The organism is Amaricoccus sp. W119, assembly GCF_047275745.1.
Classification (GTDB): domain Bacteria; phylum Pseudomonadota; class Alphaproteobacteria; order Rhodobacterales; family Rhodobacteraceae; genus Amaricoccus.
In genome coordinates this window covers 220,187-242,560 of sequence record NZ_JBKQWU010000003.1, presented here as the reverse complement: position 1 = coordinate 242,560, position 22,374 = coordinate 220,187, and the positions used below count along the sequence as shown (strand labels likewise).

General features: G+C 67.3%; 19 protein-coding genes. 15 read left to right on the top strand and 4 right to left on the bottom strand.

Annotation, left to right across the window (positions count from 1 at the left end):
• Positions 1-35 precede the first annotated feature (35 nt).
• The 7 genes from ACLJK8_RS04115 to ACLJK8_RS04085 all read left to right on the top strand — a co-directional run bounded on the left by ACLJK8_RS04115 (position 36) and on the right by ACLJK8_RS04085 (position 8,123).
• On the top strand, positions 36-1,001 hold the full coding sequence (locus tag ACLJK8_RS04115) for an AMP-binding protein (RefSeq protein WP_413148833.1): 966 nt from the start codon (positions 36-38) through the stop codon (positions 999-1,001).
• Between the two features lie 229 nt (positions 1,002-1,230).
• Entirely contained in the window at positions 1,231-1,800 is a 570-nt protein-coding gene (locus ACLJK8_RS04110; RefSeq protein WP_413148823.1) for a hypothetical protein, read from the top strand.
• The gene (locus ACLJK8_RS04105; RefSeq protein ID WP_413148822.1) at positions 1,797-2,771 is read left to right on the top strand and encodes an alpha/beta fold hydrolase; all 975 of its coding nucleotides are present in this window, start codon (positions 1,797-1,799) and stop codon (positions 2,769-2,771) included. Before ACLJK8_RS04110 ends, ACLJK8_RS04105 begins: the two co-directional genes overlap by 4 nt.
• A complete protein-coding gene (phaZ, locus tag ACLJK8_RS04100; protein WP_413148821.1) occupies positions 2,758-3,606 on the top strand; it encodes a poly(3-hydroxyalkanoate) depolymerase in 849 nt (282 codons plus the stop codon). The genes ACLJK8_RS04105 and phaZ overlap by 14 nt, the downstream gene beginning before the upstream one ends.
• A 422-nt stretch (positions 3,607-4,028) precedes the next feature.
• Entirely contained in the window at positions 4,029-5,459 is a 1,431-nt protein-coding gene (locus tag ACLJK8_RS04095) for a coniferyl aldehyde dehydrogenase (RefSeq protein WP_413148820.1), read from the top strand.
• A gap of 96 nt (positions 5,460-5,555) precedes the next feature.
• Positions 5,556-7,190 (top strand): FAD-dependent oxidoreductase, encoded by a 1,635-nt coding sequence (locus ACLJK8_RS04090; protein ID WP_413148819.1) that lies wholly within the window; start codon positions 5,556-5,558, stop codon positions 7,188-7,190.
• 90 nt (positions 7,191-7,280) lie between these two features.
• Complete coding sequence (locus tag ACLJK8_RS04085; RefSeq protein ID WP_413148818.1) at positions 7,281-8,123, top strand: SDR family NAD(P)-dependent oxidoreductase; 843 nt, start codon at positions 7,281-7,283, stop codon at positions 8,121-8,123.
• A 3-nt stretch (positions 8,124-8,126) separates the two neighbouring features.
• Here the strand turns inward: ACLJK8_RS04085 and ACLJK8_RS04080 are convergent, their stop codons facing one another.
• Together ACLJK8_RS04080 and ACLJK8_RS04075 are read right to left on the bottom strand one after the other, a co-directional pair.
• Positions 8,127-9,143, bottom strand: a complete 1,017-nt coding sequence (locus tag ACLJK8_RS04080; protein WP_413148817.1) for an AraC family transcriptional regulator ligand-binding domain-containing protein — start codon at positions 9,141-9,143, stop codon at positions 8,127-8,129.
• Positions 9,144-9,406: 263 nt separating this feature from the next.
• Positions 9,407-10,450, bottom strand: coding sequence for an AraC family transcriptional regulator ligand-binding domain-containing protein (locus ACLJK8_RS04075; protein ID WP_413148816.1), 1,044 nt, complete (start codon positions 10,448-10,450; stop codon positions 9,407-9,409).
• Between the two features lie 139 nt (positions 10,451-10,589).
• Between ACLJK8_RS04075 and ACLJK8_RS04070 the strand changes: the two genes are divergently transcribed.
• The 8 genes from ACLJK8_RS04070 to ACLJK8_RS04035 all read left to right on the top strand — a co-directional run bounded on the left by ACLJK8_RS04070 (position 10,590) and on the right by ACLJK8_RS04035 (position 19,829).
• Positions 10,590-12,041 (top strand): APC family permease, encoded by a 1,452-nt coding sequence (locus ACLJK8_RS04070; RefSeq protein ID WP_413148815.1) that lies wholly within the window; start codon positions 10,590-10,592, stop codon positions 12,039-12,041.
• Positions 12,042-12,082: 41 nt separating this feature from the next.
• Positions 12,083-13,756, top strand: a complete 1,674-nt coding sequence (locus ACLJK8_RS04065) for an arylsulfatase (RefSeq protein ID WP_413148814.1) — start codon at positions 12,083-12,085, stop codon at positions 13,754-13,756.
• Between the two features lie 74 nt (positions 13,757-13,830).
• Positions 13,831-15,153, top strand: a complete 1,323-nt coding sequence (locus ACLJK8_RS04060) for an NAD(P)/FAD-dependent oxidoreductase (protein ID WP_413148813.1) — start codon at positions 13,831-13,833, stop codon at positions 15,151-15,153.
• Between the two features lie 24 nt (positions 15,154-15,177).
• The gene (locus ACLJK8_RS04055) at positions 15,178-15,534 is read left to right on the top strand and encodes a cupin domain-containing protein (RefSeq protein WP_413148812.1); all 357 of its coding nucleotides are present in this window, start codon (positions 15,178-15,180) and stop codon (positions 15,532-15,534) included.
• A gap of 41 nt (positions 15,535-15,575) precedes the next feature.
• On the top strand, positions 15,576-16,535 hold the full coding sequence (locus tag ACLJK8_RS04050; protein ID WP_413148811.1) for an MBL fold metallo-hydrolase: 960 nt from the start codon (positions 15,576-15,578) through the stop codon (positions 16,533-16,535).
• 9 nt (positions 16,536-16,544) lie between these two features.
• A complete protein-coding gene (locus ACLJK8_RS04045; protein WP_413148810.1) occupies positions 16,545-18,140 on the top strand; it encodes an FAD-dependent oxidoreductase in 1,596 nt (531 codons plus the stop codon).
• Entirely contained in the window at positions 18,128-18,340 is a 213-nt protein-coding gene (locus ACLJK8_RS04040; protein WP_413148809.1) for a DUF2783 domain-containing protein, read from the top strand. The genes ACLJK8_RS04045 and ACLJK8_RS04040 overlap by 13 nt, the downstream gene beginning before the upstream one ends.
• A gap of 88 nt (positions 18,341-18,428) precedes the next feature.
• Positions 18,429-19,829: an aldehyde dehydrogenase family protein gene (locus ACLJK8_RS04035; RefSeq protein WP_413148808.1), complete on the top strand. Its 1,401-nt coding sequence runs from the start codon at positions 18,429-18,431 to the stop codon at positions 19,827-19,829.
• Between the two features lie 139 nt (positions 19,830-19,968).
• Here the strand turns inward: ACLJK8_RS04035 and ACLJK8_RS04030 are convergent, their stop codons facing one another.
• On the bottom strand, positions 19,969-20,763 hold the full coding sequence (locus ACLJK8_RS04030; RefSeq protein ID WP_413148807.1) for a DUF4239 domain-containing protein: 795 nt from the start codon (positions 20,761-20,763) through the stop codon (positions 19,969-19,971).
• Complete coding sequence (locus tag ACLJK8_RS04025) at positions 20,760-22,361, bottom strand: GMC oxidoreductase (RefSeq protein WP_413148806.1); 1,602 nt, start codon at positions 22,359-22,361, stop codon at positions 20,760-20,762. The genes ACLJK8_RS04030 and ACLJK8_RS04025 overlap by 4 nt, the downstream gene beginning before the upstream one ends.
• Positions 22,362-22,374: the final 13 nt, after the last annotated feature.

Sequence of the window (22,374 nt, the reverse complement as noted above, 5' to 3'; positions counted from 1 at the left end):
GACGCCCGATCAGATCCGGGCCGCGCAACTCGGCCTTGAAACCGAAGCCGCCACGGTCAAACTGGCGGCGTAACCGGCGCAAAGCGCTGTCTCAAATCCGTGCCCCGGTACACTACCATATCTTCGGGTTGATGGTGATGATCGCCTACATCGCCTCGGGTGCGAAACAGGTTCTGATCCCGAATCCGCGCGACTCCGATGCCTTCATCGATACGATCAAGGACCTGAAGTTCTCGGTCATCCCGGGCGTGAACACCATGTTCCAGGGGCTGGCGCTGCATCCGCGCATCGGCGAGGTCGATCTTTCGAACTACAAGGTCGCCATCGGCGGCGGCGCGGCGGTCATCAAGGCGACCTCCGAGAAGTGGCGGGCGGTGACCGGCCATCACATCAAGGAGGGCTACGGGCTTTCGGAAACCTCTCCGGTGCTCTGCCTCAACCCGATGAACGTCGCGCACTTCACCGAAAGCTGCGGTCTTCCGGTCTGCTCGACGGACATCAAGCTGCTGGACGACAATGGCGACGAGGTGCCGGAGGGCGAGGCGGGCGAGATCTGCGCCGCGGGGCCGCAGATCATGCGCGGCTACTGGAACAACGACGCGGCCAACCTCGCCGCGTTCACGCCGGACGGCTATTTCCGCACCGGCGATGTCGGCACCTTCGTCGAGGGCGGCTTCCTCAGGATCGTCGACCGGAAGAAGGACATGATCCTCGTTTCGGGCTTCAACGTCTATCCGAACGAGGTCGAAGCCTCCGTGGCCGCCTGCGAAGGAATCGCCGAATGCGCCTGCGTCGGCGTCGCGGACGAGAAGAGCGGCGAGGCCGCGCGGATCTTCGCCGTGCGCGTCGAAGGGTCGGACGTCACCGAAGCGGATGTGATCGCCCACTGCCGGACCGAGCTTGCGAGCTACAAGGTGCCCCGGCGGGTCATCTTCGTGGACGCGCTGCCCAAGTCGAACGTCGGCAAGATCCTGCGCCGCGAACTGCGCGATCTGGCCTGAGAAAAGAGGAGGAGGAGAAGATGTCTGCCAAATCCGATGGATCCGACGCCAAGGGCGGTGCCCGGAAGGCGCGCGACCGGTCCTCCGCCAAGGCAGGGCCGTCCGCCGGAAGCTCGGCAAGATCGGCGAGGGGCGCGACGCCGCCTCCCGCCGGATCGAGAGCGCCGCGGACCTGGGCCATGCGTTCGGCAACTTCTACCTGTCGGCGATGAGCCAGCCGATGAAGGCGATGGGCCGGTATCTGGCCGCGGGTCAGGAGATGTCGAAGAGCCTCTCCGGCGCATCCGAGGTCCAGCCCGAGAAGGACGACAAGCGCTTCCGTGATCCGGTCTGGAACTCGAACCCAGGCTATCGCTCGCTGATGCAGTCCTACCTGGCGTTCTCGCGCGCGACGTACGACTGGGTCGACAGCCTCGGGATCTCGGAGCGCGACAAGCTGCGGGCGCGTCTCCTGACGGGCCTCGCGGTCGATGCGATCGCGCCGACCAATTTCCTGATGGGCAACCCGACGGCGATGAAGACGACGCTGGAACAGGGCGGGCGGAACCTCTGGAAGGGCGCGCAGCAGTTGATCCGCGACATGCTGGAGAATGGCGGCCTGCCCTCGATGGTGGACAAGTCGAAGTTCGCCGTCGGCGAGAATCTTGCCCGCGGCGAAGGCCATGTCGTCTACGCCGAAGATCATCTGGAGCTGATCCAGTACGCGCCCAAGACCCACACGGTTCTGAAGACACCTGTCTTCATCGTTCCGCCGCAGATCAACAAGTTCTACATCTGGGATCTGGCGCCGGGCCGTTGATCGTCGAGTACCTGCTGGAGCGGGGGCATCAGATCTTCATCGTGAGCTGGCGCAACCCGACCGCCGAACAGGCCGACTGGGGTCTCGCGAGCTATATCAAGGCGCTCGATCGCGCGTCGGAGGCCGCATGCGAGATCTCCGGCGGCGCGCGGTTGAACGTCGTCGGCGCCTGTTCGGGCGGGATCACCGCCGCGCTGCTGCTCTCGCTCTGGGGTGCGAGGGGGGATACCCGCGCCGCCAGTCTGTCGCTTCTCGTCGCGATTCTGGATGTGGCGGGCGGCAAGGACACCTCCATGGGGCTCTTCGCCAATATCGAAACGCTGGAGCTTGCGAAGCTGTTCTCGCGCTCCAAGGGGGTTCTCGGCGGCAAGGATCTGGAACGCGCCTTTGCCTGGCTGCGGCCGAACGATCTGATCTGGGCCTATTGGGTCAACAACTACCTGCTGGGCAACGAGCCGGCCGCGTTCGACATCCTGTACTGGAACGCCGACACGACCAACCTGCCCGCCGCGCTGCATGGCGATCTGCTTCGTCTGCTGCAGAAGGGCGGCATGGGGCATGGCGCGCTGATCGTCGACGGCCATGAACTGGATCCGCGGAACGTGACCTGCGATGCCTTCCTCGTCGGCGGCGAGACCGACCACATCACCCCCTGGGATGGCTGCTATCTGACCCGCGCCCTGCTGGGCGGCGAGTCCGAGTTCATCCTCAGCCAGTCGGGCCACATCCAGTCGCTGATCAACCCGCCGGGCAATCCGAAGGCGCGTTTCCTGGTCAATGACGGCGAGCATGACAGCGCCGAGACCTTCCTCGCCGGCGCGCGGAAGCATGAGGGAAGCTGGTGGCCGACATGGCAGGGCTGGCTGGAAGCGCGGTCGGACGGCAGGGTCGATGGCCGCGGGAAGCCCGGTTCCGACAGGCACCGACCGATCTGCCAGGCACCGGGGACTTACGTCAATGAACCCGCCTGAGATCCGCGAGACAGCCGTCGCCGGAAGCCGAACCGCCACCATCTCCGGCCAGAAACTGCGTTACGCGATGCTCGGTCCGGAATCGGCGCGGCGCGTGCTTCTCGCGTTCAACGGCATCGGGGCCAGCCTTGAGACGGCCGTCCCCTTCGCCGACGCATTCCAGGACACGCGCATCCTCACCTTCGATGTTCCGGGCGTCGGCGGCTCTCCCGCGCCGTCGCTGCCCTACCGGATGACCTGGGTGGCGCGCCTCGCGGCGCGTCTCCTGGACCGGCTCGACATCGCTCAGGTCGATGTGTTCGGCGTATCCTGGGGCGGGGCGCTGGCGCAGCAGTTCGTCCATGATTTCCCCGAGCGCGGCCGCGGCCTGACCCTCGCCGCGACCTCGGCCGGCTTCGTGATGGTGCCGGGAAATCCGAAGGTCCTGGCCAGACTGGCCACGCCGAAGCGCTACACCATGCCCGACTACATGCTGAGCATCGGACCGTCGCTCTATGGCGGCAGGCTGCGCGAGGATGATACGGTCATCCGCCGGCATGCCGCCGCGATGAAGCCGAATTCGCAGCGCGGCTATCTCTATCAGCTTCTGGCCGGGGTCGGCTGGACGAGCTGGCTGTGGCTGCCCCGCATCCGGGTACCGGTCCTCGTCATGATGGGCGACGACGATCCGATCGTGCCGTTGGTGAATGGCCGAATGCTGGTCTCGCGTCTTTCCGACGCACGGCTGGAAGTCATGAACTGCGGCCACCTCTTCATCCTGACCGATCCCGAAGGGACGGCCCGGCGGATAGAAGAATTTCTGACCGAAGCGGCGGGCCGGCCAGCCGCCGCCTAGCCCGGCCGTTCTGGCGGCGCGGCGATCCTGTCGTTCCGCGGGAGCGGCGGAATCGCCTCGCTGCGAGACGAGCCCGATGTGGACTTCGGTCACGGCCCCGCCGGCCCATCATCGGCCCTTGAGCACGGAACCGCTTGCGCGGGACCCCTGGTGATCAGGGGGCGGGCCTGATCCCCGTATCGGCATCGACGCGCCAACCGGCAGCGCGCTGTCTTCCCCCAGAAATCCGAGCGGACAATGTGGCCGGACCGGCCGCCGCCTGCGGCTCGGCACGCCGCCGCGCCCCCGGCCCCCGAGGTACGACTCAAGGCCCGAGCCTGTCGTGTGGAGATAAAAATCCGCGGCCCGGCGTTAAGCGGCGCAGCCCGGCCCGGCCTATCCTGACCTCGATAGTTGAGATCATGTATCCGGGAGGATCAACCATGTGGAACAATGCCAAGAGTTCCTTCGCACATCCCGAAGAAGAGGCCCACCGGCTGTTCGATCTTCAGTACCGCGCCTCGCGCGACGAGCCGCCCGCCAGCTACGCGACCCGCCGCGACCGTCTGGACCGGCTTCGCAAGATGCTGGTCGAGAACGACGCCGCCTTCGTCGAGGCGATCGGCGCCGATTTCGGCAACCGCTCGAACCATGAGACCGAGCTTTTCGAGATCGTCACCGTGCTGAACGCGCTGCGCCACACGCGCAGGAACTTCAAGCGCTGGATGCGCGACGAGCGCCGTCCGGTCGACATGGCCTTCAAGCCCGCCTCGGCCCGCATCCGCCATGAGCCGCTGGGCGTGATCGGCATCATCGCGCCGTGGAACTTTCCGCTGCAGACCGCGCTGACGCCTCTGGTCGACGCGCTGGCGGCCGGCAACCGCGCGATGATCAAGCCCTCGGAATTCACGCCGCGCTTCGCCGAATTGCTGCGCACGCTGGTCGCCAGGCATTTCGACGAGGCCGAACTGACCGTCATCACCGGCGGCGTCGAGGTCGCGCGGTATTTCAGCTCGCTGCCTTTCGATCACCTGGTCTTCACCGGCTCGACCGCCGTCGGCCGCGAGGTGATGGAATCGGCCGCGAAGAACCTGACGCCGGTCACGTTGGAGCTCGGCGGCAAGTCGCCGGTCATCGTGACCGAGGACTACCCGCTGGAACAGGCCGCGCGGAGCGTCGCCTTCGGGAAGTACTCCAACTCGGGTCAGATCTGCGTCGCGCCGGATTATGCGCTGGTCCCCCGCGCGAAGGTCGAGGATTTCGCCCACGCCGTGATCGCAGAGGCGAAGCGGTCCTTCCCGACCGTGGCCCGGAACCCGGACTATACCGCGATGATCTCCGAACGGCACCGTCGGCGGCTGGTCGATGCCATCGAGGAGGCTAGCGCGGCCGGGGCGACGGTGCTGACACACGAGGACGAGGGCATGGGCCAGGCCGGCAAGATCGGCCCCACCGTGGTCATCAACGCGCCGAAGGACGGCGTGCTGATGAACGAGGAGATCTTCGGCCCAGTCCTGCTGGTGAAGCCCTATGATACGCTGGAGGACGCGCTGACCTATATCCGCGACCGCGACCGGCCGCTGGCGATGTACATCTTCACGAAGGACAAGGCGACCGAGGAACGGCTCCTCGACGGCGCCATCTCCGGCGGGGTCACGGTCAACGGCACCATCCTGCACGTCGGTCAGGACATGCTGCCCTTCGGCGGTGTCGGTCCGAGCGGCATGGGCGCCTATCACGGCATCGACGGTTTCCGCCGGCTGAGCCACGCGCGCTCGGTTCACAAGGTGGGCTTCATCAACGGTTTCGAGCGGATGGGCCCGCCCTGGGGTGGCCTCGCGAGTTCGGCCGCCAGGTTCCTGAAGCGCCGCTGAACGGCACCGGGGCCGGGCTCTCCTTCCCGGACCCTCATCCAGCAATTCCGCAAGACGAAAGGCCGGGCCCACGAGCAAACGGCCGGGAGGAAAGACATGACCACGAATGACAAAGCCCTGGAAGTCCCCGCCGCGGGCGCCAGCCACGACTACGACTATCTCATCATCGGCAGCGGCTTTGGTGGCTCGGTCTCGGCGCTGCGCCTCAGCGAGAAGGGCTGGCGCGTCGCGGTGGCCGAACAGGGCCGCAGGATCGGCACGGACGACATCAAGGCCGCGAAGAAGAGCATGTTCAAGCTCATCTGGATGCCCGCCCTCGGACTGCGCGGATACTTCGCGCAGCACATGTTCAGGCATGTGAACGTGGTCGGCGGTGTCGGCGTCGGCGGGGGCAGTCTCGTCTGGGGCGCGGTCATGCTGCCGCCCAAGGACGAGTTCTACGACGATCCCCAGGTCAAGCGCCTCGGGATCGACCTGCGCGGCGAGCTCGCGCCGCACCTCAGGACCGCGCGGCGGATGCTGGGCGTCTCGGTCAACCCGCATCTGACCCGGCAGGACGAATACCTGCGCCAGGCCGCCCGCGCCATGGGCGCCGAGGACACCTACGGCCCGGTGCCCAACGCCGTGTTCTTCGGCGACCCCGACAAGGAGGTCGACGACCCCTATTTCGGCGGAGAAGGCCCGAAGCGCGTCGGATGCAGTTTCTGCGGCGGCTGCCTGACCGGGTGCCCCACCGGCGCGAAGAACGCGCTCTACCAGAACTATCTCTATCTGGCGGAGAGGAAGGGCGCGAAGATCATGCCCGACCGCAAGGCCGACAGGATCGAGCCGCTTCCGGGCGGAGGGTATCGCGTCGGTTTCGTCGATCCCGTCCGCGGTCGCGCGCTCGACACGATCACGGCCAGAAGGGTGATCGCCGCCGCGGGCGTGGTCGGAACGGTGGATCTGCTGTTCCGCAACCGCGATCACTTCGGCACGCTGCCGGGGATCTCGGAGACGCTGGGTGGCGTGGTGCGGACGAATTCCGAGGCGCTGACCGCCGTGCTGCATCCCAAGGGCCAGAACATGGTCGACGGCACCGCGATCTCCAGCGACTTCTACCCCGACAAGCACACCCATATCACCCAGAACCGCTTCGACCGCGGCTACCGCTTCATGAAGTCCTACATGGGACCGCTGGTCGACGGCCACAGGCCCGGCCGACGCGCGCTGAAAACGCTGTGGAGAATGGTCACCAATCCGCGCCTCATGCTCGGAAACCTCTTCGCGAAGAACTGGGAGGAACGCATCACCGTCTTTACCGTGATGCAGGATCACGACAACGCGGTGAAGCTGCGCTATCGCAAGCGCTGGTTCTCGCCCTTCAAGCCGATGCTGTGCTCGGACGAACTGCCCGGCGCGGGCCTGCCCAGCTACCTGCCGCCCGCGAACGAGGTCGCGCGCGAATTCGCCAGGGCATCGGGTGGCCAGCCGATGAACTTCCTCACGGAATCTCTCGCGGGCACCACGACCACCGCCCACATCCTGAGCGGCTGCCCCATGGGCGATTCCGCCGGGAACTCCGTGATCGATTCCAATCACGAGGTGCATGGCGCGCCGGGCCTCTATGTCGTGGACGGCTCGAGCATCCCGGCGAATATCGGCGTCAATCCCAGCCTGACGATCACCGCGATGGCCGAGCGCTTCGCCGCCCTGCGGGAGGCGGCCCCTCGCGAAGTGGCCGCGCCCTGATCGAGGCGGCACCGCGGGCGCGCAGGGGTGCCGCCACCTCCCGCGCGACGCGGACCAATCAAGGAAGCACGAACATCGGAGGATCATCTCATGAACAAGCTGAGCTTCAGGAACAGGCACGTCGTCGTTACCGGCGGCAATTCAGGGCTCGGCCTCGCGCTGGCGAAGGCTCTGGCAGGCGAAGGCGCGCGGCTGACGCTGATGGCGCGCAACGCGGAGAAGCTGGCGAGGGCCGCGGCCGAGATCAACGCGGCGCATCCCGGCTCCGTCGTCGGCACGCATTCGGTGGACGTGACCGACGAACGGGCCTCGGCTGAGGCGATGAACGCCGCCGCCGAAGGCCAGGGCGGCATCGACGCGCTCATCAACAACGCCGGCATCCTGCGCGAGGGCCATTTCCAGGAGCTGACCTCGAACGACTTCCGTCAGGTGATGGAGATCAACTACTTCGGCGTGCTGAACGCCACCCGTGCCGCCCTGCCGCATCTGCGGAACTCGAAGGGCCGGCTGATCAACGTGGCTTCGATCGCCGGCCTGGTCGGCGCCTTCGGCTACACCTCCTATTGCGCCTCGAAACATGCGCTGGTCGGGCTGACGTCCTGCCTGCGCTTCGAACTGGAGCCGATGGGCATCACGGTCCAGCTTGTGTGCCCGGCCGAATTCGACAGCCCCATGGTCGTCGACCTCGACAAGAGCCGCACGCCCGAGAATCGCGCTCATGTGCGGACGATCCCGAAGGCGACGCTGGGCGCCATCGTGTCCGATGTCGTGAAGGGCCTCGCGACCGACCGCTACGAGATCGTTCCGACCGGCATGGCGCGCGCGGCGGTCAAGATGGCGCGGCTCGCGCCGGGACTGCTGCGTCGGGCCGGCGACCGGGCGATCGCCAAGGCGTATGAAGGTCCGCGTCCGGTCGAAATGGCCAGCCGGTAGCGATCACGGACGCCCTTCCACGCCCATCGCCCGCTGACGGCAGGCGAGCGGCGTGATGCCATGCCAGCGGGAAAACGCCCGCGTGAACACCGCCTGATGCGCGTAGCCCAGGGCGTCCGCCACATCCGACAACGGTATCCGGGTCATCGTCACCAGCGACATGGCCCGGTCTCGCCGCCAGTTGTCGACCAGTTCACGAAATGACGTGCCCTCGGCCTTCAGCCGGCGCTGCAGGCCACGCGGTTCCATCCGCATCGCGCGGGCGACACTTTCCAGCGTGCATTCCGAAAGCTCCATCTGTCGCGCGATCTCGTCGCGGGCCCCATCGGAGACGCTGAGACCGGCCTCATCGCGTGTCGTGGACAGAAAGCGGCGAATGATCGAATGATACGCGGTATCCTGCTTCTCGAGTTCGCGGTCCAGCACGGCGCGGTCGAAGTAGAGCGCGGTGCGCGCGGCGCCGAAACGTACGGGACAGCCGAACCACGCCTCGGCCGTCCGGATCTTGCCCTCGGCGACTTCGCTGAAGCTCGCCTCGACGAACCGGATCGGAGAACCCGCGGCCTGCTCCAGAACGTTCTTGGTAACCGCGAGCGCGAGGAACCTGTACTGCCGGATCACGGTGTCTCCGGTCTGAACCGACAGGACGATCGCGGCCGTATCGTCCTGTTCCTCCAAGGCGGCGATCAGATTATTGGTATAGATGAGCAGATTGCGCAGGATCGCCCGGAGCGCGTCACGGAGGTTTCGCTCCATTCTGGTGACCAGCGCCACCGGGCCAAGTATTTCCAGATGCTGGAAAGGGGCCATGCGAAAGGCGAGATCCGGCAAGTTCCAGCGTTCGGCGCAATGTTCCAGAAGCTGGCAGTACTGGAAGAAATCGATCTGTACGTCGCGTTCACGCAGCAACCTCGGACTCATGCCGAAACTCTTCAGCGCCGCCGATGCGTCTTCCCCGAATTGCGCCGCGACCTCGCTCAGCCCCGTCAAGCTCTGCGCCTGAATGTACCGCCTGGCCACCTGCGTCCTCCCCCGCGTATGTCGGCCGCGCGGCGATAGTCGCACAGGATGCGCCAAGCTGGCAAACCGCCTTCATGGCGCTCCCTGTCAGGTTGCCGAAGTCGTCGCGCGCTCGGTTCCGAGGATGGCCTCATCGTCGCGATGGCGCTCGAACTCGCCGAGGTCGCCGGCATCGCCGACGCGCTCCGCCACGAGTCCGGACCCGTCGAACCGGCACCGGAACTCCGGCGGCCCGATCGGCCGGCCGCGACCGCCGCGCGCCGCTATCGCTTGCGCCGGTATTCCGAAGGCGTCTCGCCGGTTCCCGTCTTGAAGGCGCGCCAGAAGGCGGTGTTGTCGGCATAGCCGAGGCCGCGTGCGATCTCCTCCGTGCTCGCGCGGCCGTCGCGGAGCCGCAGTCGCCCGAGTTCGAGGCGGCATTCGCGCACCAGATCGCGGAGCGAGGTGCCCTCGGCGGCGAGCCTCCGCTGCAGGGTGCGCTGCGACACGCGCAGTTCCGACGCCATCACCGGCAGCGTGATCGCCCGCTGGCCGAGATGCATGAGCACCAGCGTCCGGACCTTGCCGACCAGCCCGTCGAGCCCTTCCGCCGGCTGGCAGAGATCCGCGACATGCCGCTCCAGGATCGACATCAGGTCGCGGTCCTCCTTCCGGCGCGGCCGGTTCGCTTCATCGAGATCGAAGATCAGCCGGTTTCCGGGCTGCCCGAACTCGGGCCGCGACCCGAGGATGCGGGTGAGGGGGGCGCTGTCGGGCGGCTCGCCGTGTTCGATGTGGATCTCCAGCGGGCGGCCAGCGGAGCCGAAGGCCTCGCGCGCCAGCGCGATCGTCGCCGCGAGGGTGTATTCCGTATCCTGCCGCCGCGGCCAGAACTCCGCGTCGAGCCGGTAGCTCCAGACGAGCGCGCCGTCTTCCTCGCGGACCCGCATCGCCGTGCCGGCCTGCCAGGCATTCAGCCAGCGGGCCAGCCGCTCCAGACCCCGCCGCAACGTCGCCGATGATCCGAAGAGCAGCCCCACGGGCCCGAGATGCGCCGGGCGGAACGCTCCGCCGACCCTCGCGCCGAAGAATTCGTCGCCTTCGAGCTGCGCGGCCTCCTCGAGAATGGCCACGTATCTCGCGAGCGGGATCTCGAAATAGGGGTCCGCGAGTTGCCCCCGGTTCATCAGGTGCCGCGCCATCAGCGCGTCGGCCTTGGAACCGCGCCGGTCCAGGGCATCGATCACCGGCCCGAGCGAGGATACCCGGATGAGCGCCACGCGCGTGCCGGGCCTCGTGATCGTGCCGGATCTCTCGATTTCGGGCATTTCGCCTCCGTGGCGCAAACTATCGAATCACTGGCGCGTCCTGCAATTCGTGCAACCCCGCCATGCACGTATGGTCGGTCTCAAGGAAAGCAAGCAAGTGAAACGCGCACATCGCGCTCAAAAATGGGAGACCCTCCCGATGAACGACGTCGCTCATCAAACGGCAGGCCAGGGAGGGCAACTCGCCCGGAACTCCATCGGCACCGTCCATATCGTCTTCTTCGTCGTCGCCGCGGCGGCGCCGCTCGCCTCGGTCGTCGGCGCATCCCCCGCCGCCTTCGCCTTCGGCAACGGCGCCGGCGTCCCCGGCGTCTACGTGCTCGCCGGCCTGCTCTATCTGCTGTTCTCGGTCGGCTTCACTGCCATGAGCCGGTTCGCAGGTTCGGCCGGCGGCTTCTACACCTATATCTCCAAGGGCCTCGGGCGGCCCGCCGGCGTCGCCGCCGCCGCAGTCGCGATCCTCACCTACAAGGCGATCCAACTCGCGGTCTACTCGCTCTTCGGCATCTTCTTCTCCGCCGCGCTCGCCAAGCTCGGCCTCGACATTCCCTGGTGGACGGCCGTTCTCGGGCTGATGGTCGTGGTCGGCCTCTGCGGCGCGCGCAACATCGCCTTCTCGGGCAAGCTCCTCGGCATCTGCATGCTGGCGGAAGTCGCGATCCTCGCGCTGCTCGATGTCGGCATCCTGCTCCGCGGCGGCGGCCCCGAGGGGATCAGCGTCACCTCCTTCGCCCCGACGACGGTCTTCGCCCCCGGCCTCGGCGCCGCGCTCGTCTTCGTGATCGGCTCCTTCATGGGCTTCGAAGCGACCGCGATCTTCTCCGAGGAAGCCGAGAACCCGAAACGCACCATCCCGCGCGCCACCTACGCCGCCGTCGCGCTCATCGCCGGCTTCTACGCCTTCTCCACCTGGTCGATCACCCAGTATTACGGAGCTTCCGGCGCCCAGGCGGCGGCCCAGGCCGGGCTCGAGACCTTCTTCTTCGTCGCGGCGGCCGATGTTCTCGGACCCTGGTCGGTCACGGCGATGGAACTCCTGCTCATGGTCAGCCTCTTCGCCTCGGCGCTCTCGTTCCACAACACGATCAACCGCTACTTCTTCGCGCTGGGCCGCGAGGGGCTGCTGCCCCGGACGCTGAGCGTGGTGCACCACCGGCATGGCTCGCCCCATGTCGCCGGCCGGGTCCAGGGTGTGATCGCCGCGCTGCTCCTCGTCGCCTTCGTCCTCTCCGGCCTCGACCCCTACGCGGTCGTCTTCGCCTGGACCTCGGCGGTCGCGGTGATCGGTGTCCTCTCGGTCCAGATCCTCGTCTCGGTCGCGATCATCGCCTATTTCCGCCGCCAGCCGCATGGTCTCGGCATCTGGACCCGCGTCGTGGCGCCCAGCGTCGCCGTCCTCGGCCTCGGGATCGGACTTGGGCTGGTGATCCGCAATCTGCCGCTCCTCGCCGGCTCCGACAGCCCGGTGGTCTGGTCCTTCCCCTGGATCGTCGCCGCGACCGGCGCGGCCGGTGCCCTCTTCGCCCTCTTCCTTCGCAACCGCCGGCCGGGGCTCTACGCCGCCCTTGGCCAGGCCATCACCGAGGTCTGACCGGCAGCCGCCAGCTCGACCCAACGCCCAGGGAGACCCCGATGACCCTTTCCGCCAAACTCCGCCTCACCCTTGGAACCGCCCTCGCGACCCTCGGCCTTGCCGCCGCCGCGCAGGCCCAAGGCGACCGCCCGAACATCCTGCTCATCGTCGCCGACGACATGGGAATGGCCGATCTCGGAAGCTTCGGCGGCGAGATCCCGACGCCGAACCTCGACCGGATCGCCGAAGGAGGCGCGCGGCTGACCAACTTCCACGCCTCGGCGGTCTGCTCGCCGACCCGGGCGATGCTGCTCACCGGAGTCGACAACCACCTCGCAGGCCTTGGCAACATGGCCGAGGAGATGGCGCCGAACCAGGAAGGACAGCCCGGTTACGAAGGCCGCCTGAACGACCGCGTCGTCACCATCGCCTCGGTGCTGGGCGAGGCCGGCTACGACACCTTCATGACCGGCAAGTGGCATCTCGGCGCGGTCGAGGGCTCGCGGCCCTTCGAGCGCGGCTTCGACCGCTCCTTCGCCATGCTCTCCGGGGGTGCGAGCCATTTCGCCGACATGCGCCCCGCCTACAGCCCCGATCCCGAGGGCAAGGCGCCCTACATGGAAGACGACCGGACGCTCACCGAACTGCCCGCCGAATTCGACTACTCCTCGCAGTTCTTCGTCGACCGGATGATCGACTACATCGGCGAAGCCGATGGCGACCGCCCGTTCTTCGCCTATCTCGCCTTCACGGCGCCGCACTGGCCGCTGCAGGCGCCCGCCGCCACGATCGAGAAATACCGCGGCCGCTACGACGCCGGCTACGACGCGCTCTTCGCCGAGCGGCTCGACCGGCAGAAGCGCCTCGGCATCGTGCCGGAGACGGCGACCGGCGGACGCCCGCCGCTGAAATACGTGCCCTGGGCCGAGCTCCCCGAAGCGGAGCGCAAGACGCAGAGCCGCGCCATGGAGATCTACGCGGCGATGGTCGACGAGATGGACGCCAATACCGGCCGGCTGATCGACGCGCTCGAAGCGTCGGGCGAGCTTGACGACACGGTGATCGTGTTCCTCTCCGACAACGGGCCGGAAGGCCACGACCTCGACGAGACCTGGCCGCGCGACCTCTTCCCCGAGATCCGGCGCAACGTCGAGGAGCGGCACGACTTTTCCTACGAGAACATGGGGGCGGAGCGTTCCTATGTCCTCTACGGCCCGGGCTGGGCCCGCGCCGCCTCGCCCGCGCTCTCGCTCTTCAAGGGCTTCCCGACCGAGGGTGGAACCCGCGTGCCCGCCTTCCTCAGCTTCGAGGGCATCGAGGCGGGACGCATCTCGGACCGCTACACCTCGGTCAACGACATCGCGCCGACGCTGCTTGAACTCGCAGGGGTGGCGATGCCGGACGGCAGCTTCAACGGTCGTCCCGTCGAGACGATGCAGGGCACGTCGCTGCTCGGCTCACTCGCCGCGGACACGGCCGACGAAAGCCCGGCTACCGACGCGGGCGAGATCCTCGGCAAGTCCTACGTCCGCGACGGCGCCTGGAAGGCCCTTCGCATGTCGGAGCCCTACGGCACCGGCGCCTGGCAGCTCTTCAACCTGACCGACGACCTCGGCGAGACCAACGACCTCGCCGCGGCGCACCCCGACACCCTCTCGGCCCTCGTTTCCCGGTGGGACGATTACGCCACGCAAGTCGGCGTCGTGATGCCCAACTGGGCCAGCGGCTACTGAACAGACCCGCCTGACCGCATTCTTCCCCAACCGCTGGCTCGCGCCCAGCCAGACAGACCTGGAGGTCCGCCCCGATGACCGCGCTCGATCCCTCGATCATGAACCGCCTCGACTCGCTGAACTACTACACCGTCACCAAGAAATACGACCTCGCCTTTCCCCGGCTGACCGATGATGTCGACGCCGATGTCGTCGTGATCGGCGGCGGCTTCTCCGGCATCAACACCGCGCTGGAACTGGCCGAGAAGGGCATCACCAATATCGTCGTACTCGAAGGCCGCCACCTCGGCTATGGCGGCACGGGCCGCAACGGCGGACAGGTGATGGCCGGGATCGGCCATGATCTCAACGCCGTGCGGAAGCATGTCGGCCCCGAGGGGCTCGAGACCCTCTTCAAGATCGCCAATCTCGGCGCCGGCATCATCCGTGATCGTATCGCCCGCTACGACATCGACGCGGATTTCCGTCAGGGCTACGGCTACCTCGCCTACAACCAGCGCCAGATCAAGACGCTCAAGACCTGGGAGGAGGAGTTCAAGTCCGTCGATCCCGACGAGGATATCGAACTGCTCACCGGCTCGGCGGTCAAGACGATCATCGGCTCGGACGTCTACGCGGGCGCGCTGAAGCACATGGGCGGCGGGCATGTCAATTCGCTGAACCTGCTGCTGGGCGAGGCCGCCGCGTTCGTCTCCCACGGCGGCCGGATCTTCGAGAACTCGCCGGTCATCTCCGTCGAATACGGCGACCGCGTCACGGTCCGCACCAACGCGGGCAAGGTCACCGCCTCGAAGCTGCTCTGGGCCTGCGACAGCTTCCTCAACAAGCTGGAGCCGTCGATCTACGGCAAGACGGTCAATACCTTCGCCTTCCAGCTGGCGACGGAGCCGCTGCCGGAAGAGACGATCCTGAGGATCAGCCCGATCCGGGGCGCCTATTCCGACATTCGCCCGGTCATCGACTATTTCCGGGTCACGAACGAGAACCGCCTGCTTTACGGCTCGGCCACCCGCCTCTACGACTACATCCCTCAGGATCTCGCGGCGTGGAACCGGGCGCTCATGCTCAAGACCTTCCCGTATCTGAAGGACGTGAAGGTCGAACTCGCCTGGGGCGGTCCGATGGCCTGTTCCGCGAACCTCTTCCCGCAGATCGGAACGCTCGACGGCCGGCCCAATGCCTTCTACGTCCAGGGCTATTCCGGCTTCGGCGTCACGCCGAGCCACATCGTCTGCAAGGTCCTCGCCGAAGGCATGAGCGAAGGCTCGGCCCGTTACGACCTCATGAGTTCCATCCCGCATGTGAGCATCCTCGGAAGGGATGTCGCGCGCGCCGGGATCACCTCCGCCGCCAAGACCTGGCACCAGCTCTCCGGCTACTTCAACGGCCGCCGTTAAACCCGCATATCAAGGAGAAAAACCATGCTCGACATTTCCACCGACACCATCCCGACCCTCGACCCCTGGGGCACCGTCGCCGATCTCGGCGCCGAGATGATCGAAGGCGATCTCAAGGCCTCCGGCAAGATGATCTTCGGAGCGCCGACCGACCCGCTCTCCTGCGGCTATTTCGCGGTGACGCGCGGCCGGTTCCGCATGATCTATCCCTACACCGAGCACGCGGTCGTGGTGGAAGGCACCGCCACGCTGACCGACGAGCGTACCGGTGCCACGAAGACCTATGGCGTCGGCGACGCCTGGTTCGTCGAGAAGGGCACGCCGGTTCTCTGGGACGTGACTTCGGACCGCTTCGTGAAGAACTATTTCGCGGCCGCCTGACCGGAGCCTCCCCGAAACCCGTCATTCCCTGGAGGGACATCATGACCAAGCCGTTCGCATCCTCCGCCGACACCGTTCAGAAGACCGACACGCTCGAAATCCTTGGCGACGGCGTCTACGCGCTGACCGCCGAGGGCGACCCGAATGTCGGCGCGATCGAAGGCGAGGACTTTCTCGTCGCGATCGAGAGCCGCGCCACGCCCTCGGCCACGCGCGACTGGCTGAGCATCCTGCGCGAGCAGACCGACAAGCCGGTACGCTTCCTGATCCTCACCCATTACCACGCCGTGCGCGTCCTCGGCGCCAGCGCCTTCGAGGCCGGGGACATCATCATGTCCGAAACCTCGCGCGATTTCGTGGCCGAGCGCGGGCTCGAGGACTGGAAGAGCGAGTTTGGCCGCATGCCGCGCCTCGCCAAGAACGCCGATGAGGTGCCGGGCCTCACCTGGCCGACCATCACCTTCGGCACGGACATGGCGATCGAGCTCGGCGGTGACCGGGGCCGGCTCGACCTGCGCTTCCTCGGCCGGGGGCATACCGGTGGCGATATCGTCGTCTGGCACGACAAGAGCCGCACGCTCTTCGCCGGCGATCTCGTCGAGTCGAAGGCCGCGCTCTACACCGGCGACGCCTATCACTTCGACTGGGCGGGCAAGACGCTCGATAACGTCAAGGCCTATCGCTCGGAAAACCTGATCGGCGGCCGCGGCGCCGTCTCGCGCGGGACCGCCGAGACCGACGCCGCCGTCGAGCAGACGCGGATGTTCCTCAACGGCATGATCGAGAACGTCGGCCGCGTCCACAAGGCGGGCGGCGATCTCAAGGAGGCCTTCGAGGCGACGCGCGACGCGCTCGCTCCCGAATTCGGTGCCTGGCCGATCTTCGAGCATTGCCTGCCCTTCGACGTGCAGCGGCTCTGGGACGAGTTCGACGGTATCGAGAACCCGCGGATCTGGACGGCCGAGCGCGACCGCGAGGTCTGGGCGAAACTTCAGGGCTGAGGTGGCGAAATGGCAAACATTCCCGGAATCCCGGTCTACAAGGATATCGGCGCCACCCCGGCGCCCATCCCGACGCCGGACTCGCCGACCGACACCGCGCCCGTCGTCATCGTCGGCGCGGGCCCGGTCGGCCTCGCGATGGCGCTCGACCTCGGCCGTCGCGGGCATGAGGTCGTGGTGCTGAACCGGCTCGACTTCATCGCCCATGCCTCGAAGGCGATCTGCTTCTCGAAGCGCTCGCTCGACATTCTCGACCGCCTCGGCGTCGGCGATCCCGCCGTCGAGAAGGGCGTGACATGGAACGTCGGCAAGGTCTTCTGGCGCGACGGTGGCGAACCGGTCTATCAGTTCGACATGCTGCCGGTGAAGGATCAGAAGCGTCCCGGCTTCATCAACATCCAGCAGTACTACATCGAGGAATTCCTGCTCGACGGCGTCGAGAAACTGCCCAACGTCGAGATCCGCTGGGGCCACCGCGTCGAGGACGTCACACCGAGAAACGACGGCGTGGAACTCGCCGTCATCGCGGACGAGGGCGGGGCCTACAAGCTCAGGGCGGAATGGCTGATCGCCTGCGACGGCTCGCGCTCCACGGTGCGCGACAAGCTCGGGCTCGATTTCGAGGGCCGGGTCTTCGAGGACAATTTCCTGATCGCCGACATCCGGATGAAGCACGAGATGCCGTCGGAGCGCTGGTTCTGGTTCGATCCGCCGTTCAACCCCGGCCGATCGGCGCTGATGCACAAGCAGCCCGACGATGTCTGGCGCCTCGACTTCCAGCTTGGCTGGGACGTCGACCGGAAGGCCGCGATCCAGCCGGAGAATGTCGAGCCCTTCGTGCGGGCGATGCTCGGGCCCGATGTCGAGTTCGAGCGCGAATGGTATTCGGTCTACACCTTCCAGTGCCGGCGGATGGCGCGGTTCGTGCATGGCCGGGTGGTCTTCGCCGGTGACTCGGCGCATCTCGTTTCGCCCTTCGGCGCGCGTGGCTGCAACGGCGGCTTCGCCGATGTGGACAACCTCGGCTGGAAGCTCGATCTCGTGCTCAGGGGCGAGGCCGGGGCCGGTCTGATCGAGACCTACAACGAGGAGGCGATCGCCACGGCGGACGAGAACATCCTGAACTCGACCCGCTCCACCGACTTCCTGACGCCGAAATCCCCCGCCAGCCAGGCGCTGCGCGACGCGGTGCTCGAACTCGCGCGTGACCACGCCTTCGCGCGGCCCATCGTGAATTCGGGCCGGCTCTCGACCGCCGTCCACTACCCGGCAAGCCCGCTCTCGACGCCGGACGCCGACGGCTGGGCGAACGGTGTCGCGCCCGGCGCTCCGGTGCTCGACGCGCCGCACGGCGACGGCTGGCTGCTCGAGGCGATCGGCGACGAGTTCGTCGTCCTCGCCCGGGGCTGGACCGGTAGGGTGCCCGCCGCCGTCCGGCTGATCGAGGTCGATGGCCTCGCCGCGGACCGGCTGGGGCTCGGAGACGGCGGCGCCTGCCTGATCCGCCCCGATCACTATGTCGCGGCGCGGTGGAAGACGCCCGATCCGGCCGCGATCGACGCGGCGCTCGCCCATGCCAAGGGAGGCAAGCAATGGCTGAACTGAACACCGCCCCGAACCTCCGGAGCCCCGACGATGTCTACGAGCGGCTCGTCACCCTGCACGAGGGCCTCACCGAAGCCGAGAGCCTGAAGGTCTGGGCGAAGCTCGCGCTGACGCTCGCCAACCACATCGGCGACGCGGAGGTGATCACGCAGGCCATCGCGGTGGCGCGTCCCCGCGACGTGCCGGCCCCGGCCGACTGACCCGAAAAGAGGCCCCCCGCGGGGCCTCACTCCCCGAAGAGACCCAATTCCGTAGAGACGGGGCGTGACCCCCGCGCAGGAGACCCCAATGTTCGACATGATCATCGGCGGCGAGGCCGCCACGTCCGCGGACCGTTTCGAGGTTCGCAACCCCGCGACGGGCGAGGTGGTGGACACCGCCCCGAACGCCAGCGCCGCCGATCTCGACCGCGCCGTCGCGGCGGCCCGCGAAGCGGCCCCGGGCTGGGCCGGCATGAGCGACGACGCCCGCGGCGCCGCCTGCCGCGCCGTGGCGGAGACGATCACCGCGAGCGCCGAGGAACTGGCGCATCTGCTCACCCGCGAGCAGGGCAAGCCGCTGAACGGGTTCGGCTCGCGCTGGGAGCTTGGCGGCGCCGCCGCCTGGGCCGGATATACCGCGGGCCTCTCCCTGCCGCCGGAAGTGCTGCAGGATACCAACGAGGGCAGGATCGAGCTCGCGCGAAAGCCCCTCGGCGTCGTCGGCTCGATCACGCCCTGGAACTTCCCGGTCATGATCGCGGTCTGGCACTATCTGCCCGCGCTCCGGGCGGGGAACACCGTCGTGCTGAAACCCTCGCCCCTGACGCCGCTCTCGACGCTCAGGATGGTGGAACTGGTGAACGAGGTGCTTCCGGCGGGCGTGCTGAACGCCGTCACCGGCAACGATCAGGGCTTCAATGTCGGCGCGGCGATGGCCACGCATGCCGGGATCGACAAGATCGTCTTCACCGGCTCCACCGCGACCGGCCGCCACGTCATGCGCTCGGCGGCGGAGAACCTGAAGCGCCTGACGCTCGAACTGGGCGGCAATGACGCCGGCATCGTTTTGCCCGACGCCGACCCGGAGAAGATCGCCGAGGGGCTGTTCTGGGGTGCCTTCCTCAACAACGGCCAGACCTGCGCCGCGATGAAGCGGCTCTATGTCCATGACGACATCCACGACGCGGTCTGCGAGGCGCTGGTCGCCTATGCCCGCGGCGTCCAGGTCGGCAATGGCCTCGACGAGACCTCGATCCTCGGACCGGTCCAGAACCGGATGCAGTTCGACAAGGTCTCGCATCTCGTCGCCGACGCGGTCGGGCGCGGCAAGGTTCTGCTCGGCGGTGCGCCGGGCGAGGGGCTGTTCTTCCCGCCGACGATCGTCGCCGATCTCGCCAATGGTGACGCCCTGGTGGATGAGGAACAGTTCGGCCCGGCGCTGCCGATCATCCGCTATTCGGACATCGACGCGGCGGTCGCGGCGGCGAACGACAGCCAGAACGGCCTCGGCGGCTCGATCTGGTCCTCCGACATCGACGCGGCCAAGGCGGTCGGACGGCGGCTCGAATGCGGCTCCGTCTGGATCAACCGCCACGGCGCGATCCAGCCGAACGCCCCGTTCGGCGGCGTCAAGCAGTCGGGCTTCGGCGTCCAGTTCGCCGAGGAGGGGCTGAAGGAGAACACCAGCGTCCAGGTGATGTTCTCCTGATCCGGGCGAGGGCCGGCGCGCCACCGCGCCGCCCCCGCTCGGGGCGGCCCGGTTCGAACGCCGGCGAACTCGGGCGCGGACGCGCCGGCGATCACGGGTGAGCAAGGATGTGGCACCGCGGATGGGGACGGAAGCCCGGTCAGTTCAGTTCCGCCGAGCGGCCCGCGTCATGGAAGCTCTGGTTTACTCTCGCGAGTGTCGCGGCGAATTCCGAGGAACTCAGCCGCATCGAGCCCGAGAACGGATAGTTCATCAGCGCGATCACGACCAGAATTGACGAGACGAGCAGCGAGAATGTCGTCGAGAACATGACGTGCGAATACATGTACTCCGTGCCGGAGAAGACGACGAACAACTGCAGCAGGACGGCGGACCCGATCAGCAGAATCCAGATGAGTTGGGGGACACCGTTCCCGGACTCATGGATCCGCGTCGCCCTGCTCGCCTGGGCATCGAGCAGGAGGTCCATGATGTGGTCACGCGCCGCCGCCGCTTCGCCACCGGCGACGTCGATCCCGGAGGCAACCAGCAGCATCCTGTTGAACCGCGCGCGTGCGACCGGGCTCTCCTCGCGGTTCTCGTCCATTGCCGGCCATTCCTCCGAAATCACGGCGTCGACATAGCCGACGATCGCTTCGCGCAGCGCACGGGCCGAGTCCGGCGGCAGCGCGCTTGCCAGCGCTGCGATGGCGTGCAGGTCGCCGCGCTCCGCGTTGACGGCGTCGGAGGCGACCGTGATCTCCTCGAAGACCTGCGCGAAGACGAAGGCGAGGACGACGCCGTAGACGACACCGACCTGCAGGAAGATCATGCCTCCGACCTCATGATGATTTCGGCGCAGATCGACATGGGTCAGGCGGAACGCGGCGAAACCCATCGTCGCCGCGATCACGCAGCAGGCGGCGACGATGAGCGCTCCCTGCCCGTAGGTCATATCGCCTCGGTCACGCCTTCCGTCCGCGATCGCGCCTCGGGCTTTCGGGAGAAGTCTTCCGCGATGATCGTCTCCAGGCACCGTTCGGCCAGCGCGGCGATCGTGTGCGCCGGATTGGTGGCGGCGGTGCAGCCGCCCGGCACCATCGCGCCGTCGATCACGTAGAGACCCTGATAGCCCTTGACCCGGCCAAACCAGTCACATGCCTTGCCGAGTACCACGCCGCCGATCGGATGCGCGGTGATCCCGCCATTGGCCGAGGTGATCTCGTGCTGGCCGGCGTTCAGATGTGACCGTTCCGGGAAGCCGTTGATCGGGCAGTGGAAGTGACCGGAGAAGCTGAGACTCCCCTCCGGCGGCAGGTCGTAGGGGTTGGCGTCGTTGAGCAGCTTGTAGGTCAGATTGACCGCGTCGAGCATCCTCGCATTGGCCGGGGTATCGCTCCGCCAGCGCACGACCGCCTGTCCGGTCTCCGGGTCATAGGCGCACTCGCCGAGATCCGCGGGCAGGGTCATGCCGAGGGTGGTCAGGGTTCCCTCGGGCGCATCCCATTCGGGATAGACGATGAGCGAGGTCGGCAGGATCGGATTGTCCGGATGCTCGATGACGACCGAGGCCGTGCCGCCCTGGCCGGGATTGGTCCGGGTGGAGACATAGCGCGTGGCAAAGGTATCGCCGTTGTTGCCCCAGTCCTTGCCGACGAACTCGTTCAGCCCGCGCAGAGCCTGGCGGCCCTTCGCCCGGACCAGGAGCTTGGTCGTTCCAACCGAGCCGGCGGCGAGGAACAGCCGCTCCGTGGTAAATTCCACGGATTCGACCACGTTGCCCTGTTCGTCTATGCGCTCGCAGGCGATCCGGTAGCCGCCGTTCCCGGCTTCGCCGATTTCGGTGACCCGGTGCAGGGACCGGATCTCGACATGTCCGGTCTTCAGGGCGCGATCCAGGTAATTGTGGTCGACGCTCCGTTTCGCCCCGCTGTTGAGGCCATACCAGATCTCGCCTGCGATGGCCGCCGGATGCTTGCCGCCCTCGATCTCCTCGCGCACCAGATCCCAGTCGATGGCGATGTCGAGCCGCTTCGCCCCGAGACCCGCGAATGCCGCCTGCTCGGCGAAGACGCGGCTGCCGAGGTAGAAGTCGCTGGCAAGGATGTCGCCCGGGATGGGTGACGGCTCGACCACCGAGCGGACCCGCGGATAATAGACTCTGTCCATCTCGTCGTAGGGGATCTTCTTCGGGAACACCCGCTCGAAGACCTCGCGCCGCGGTTGATAGTGGCAGCCGTTGTAGACCAGCGAACCGCCGCCGACGCCGGCGGCGCACCAGACGGTGATGCCGTCCTCGACCAGGCGCTCCAGCAGGCCGGTGAAACGCGGGATCGGCTTCGGCTCGAACAGGACGGTTTCATCGCTCAGCCACGCCGCGCGGCCATCCGGTTCGCGGTAGGTGCAGAACGTGTCCTGCTCCTCGGTGACCGGCCAATGCCTGCCCCGTTCGAGCACGAGCGTCTGGACGCCGTGCTCGCCGAGGCGGAGCGCGGCGATGGCGCCGCCGAAGCCGCTGCCGATGACGATCGCGTCGGAGTGTTCGGATTTCATGATGACCTCGTCC

Bases quoted from the DNA above. Each gene is read 5' to 3' on its own strand.
- ACLJK8_RS04050 (WP_413148811.1), top strand. From the start codon at position 15,576: ATGACCAAGCCGTTCGCATCCTCCGCCGACACCGTTCAGAAGACCGAC.
- phaZ (WP_413148821.1), top strand. From the start codon at position 2,758: ATGAACCCGCCTGAGATCCGCGAGACAGCCGTCGCCGGAAGCCGAACC.
- ACLJK8_RS04035 (WP_413148808.1), top strand. From the start codon at position 18,429: ATGTTCGACATGATCATCGGCGGCGAGGCCGCCACGTCCGCGGACCGT.
- ACLJK8_RS04075 (WP_413148816.1), bottom strand. From the start codon at position 10,450: ATGCCCGAAATCGAGAGATCCGGCACGATCACGAGGCCCGGCACGCGC.
- ACLJK8_RS04030 (WP_413148807.1), bottom strand. From the start codon at position 20,763: ATGACCTACGGGCAGGGAGCGCTCATCGTCGCCGCCTGCTGCGTGATC.
- ACLJK8_RS04040 (WP_413148809.1), top strand. From the start codon at position 18,128: ATGGCTGAACTGAACACCGCCCCGAACCTCCGGAGCCCCGACGATGTC.
- ACLJK8_RS04090 (WP_413148819.1), top strand. From the start codon at position 5,556: ATGACCACGAATGACAAAGCCCTGGAAGTCCCCGCCGCGGGCGCCAGC.
- ACLJK8_RS04060 (WP_413148813.1), top strand. From the start codon at position 13,831: ATGACCGCGCTCGATCCCTCGATCATGAACCGCCTCGACTCGCTGAAC.
- ACLJK8_RS04055 (WP_413148812.1), top strand. From the start codon at position 15,178: ATGCTCGACATTTCCACCGACACCATCCCGACCCTCGACCCCTGGGGC.
- ACLJK8_RS04085 (WP_413148818.1), top strand. From the start codon at position 7,281: ATGAACAAGCTGAGCTTCAGGAACAGGCACGTCGTCGTTACCGGCGGC.
- ACLJK8_RS04110 (WP_413148823.1), top strand. From the start codon at position 1,231: ATGGGCCGGTATCTGGCCGCGGGTCAGGAGATGTCGAAGAGCCTCTCC.
- ACLJK8_RS04045 (WP_413148810.1), top strand. From the start codon at position 16,545: ATGGCAAACATTCCCGGAATCCCGGTCTACAAGGATATCGGCGCCACC.
- ACLJK8_RS04025 (WP_413148806.1), bottom strand. From the start codon at position 22,361: ATGAAATCCGAACACTCCGACGCGATCGTCATCGGCAGCGGCTTCGGC.
- ACLJK8_RS04065 (WP_413148814.1), top strand. From the start codon at position 12,083: ATGACCCTTTCCGCCAAACTCCGCCTCACCCTTGGAACCGCCCTCGCG.
- ACLJK8_RS04095 (WP_413148820.1), top strand. From the start codon at position 4,029: ATGTGGAACAATGCCAAGAGTTCCTTCGCACATCCCGAAGAAGAGGCC.
- ACLJK8_RS04070 (WP_413148815.1), top strand. From the start codon at position 10,590: ATGAACGACGTCGCTCATCAAACGGCAGGCCAGGGAGGGCAACTCGCC.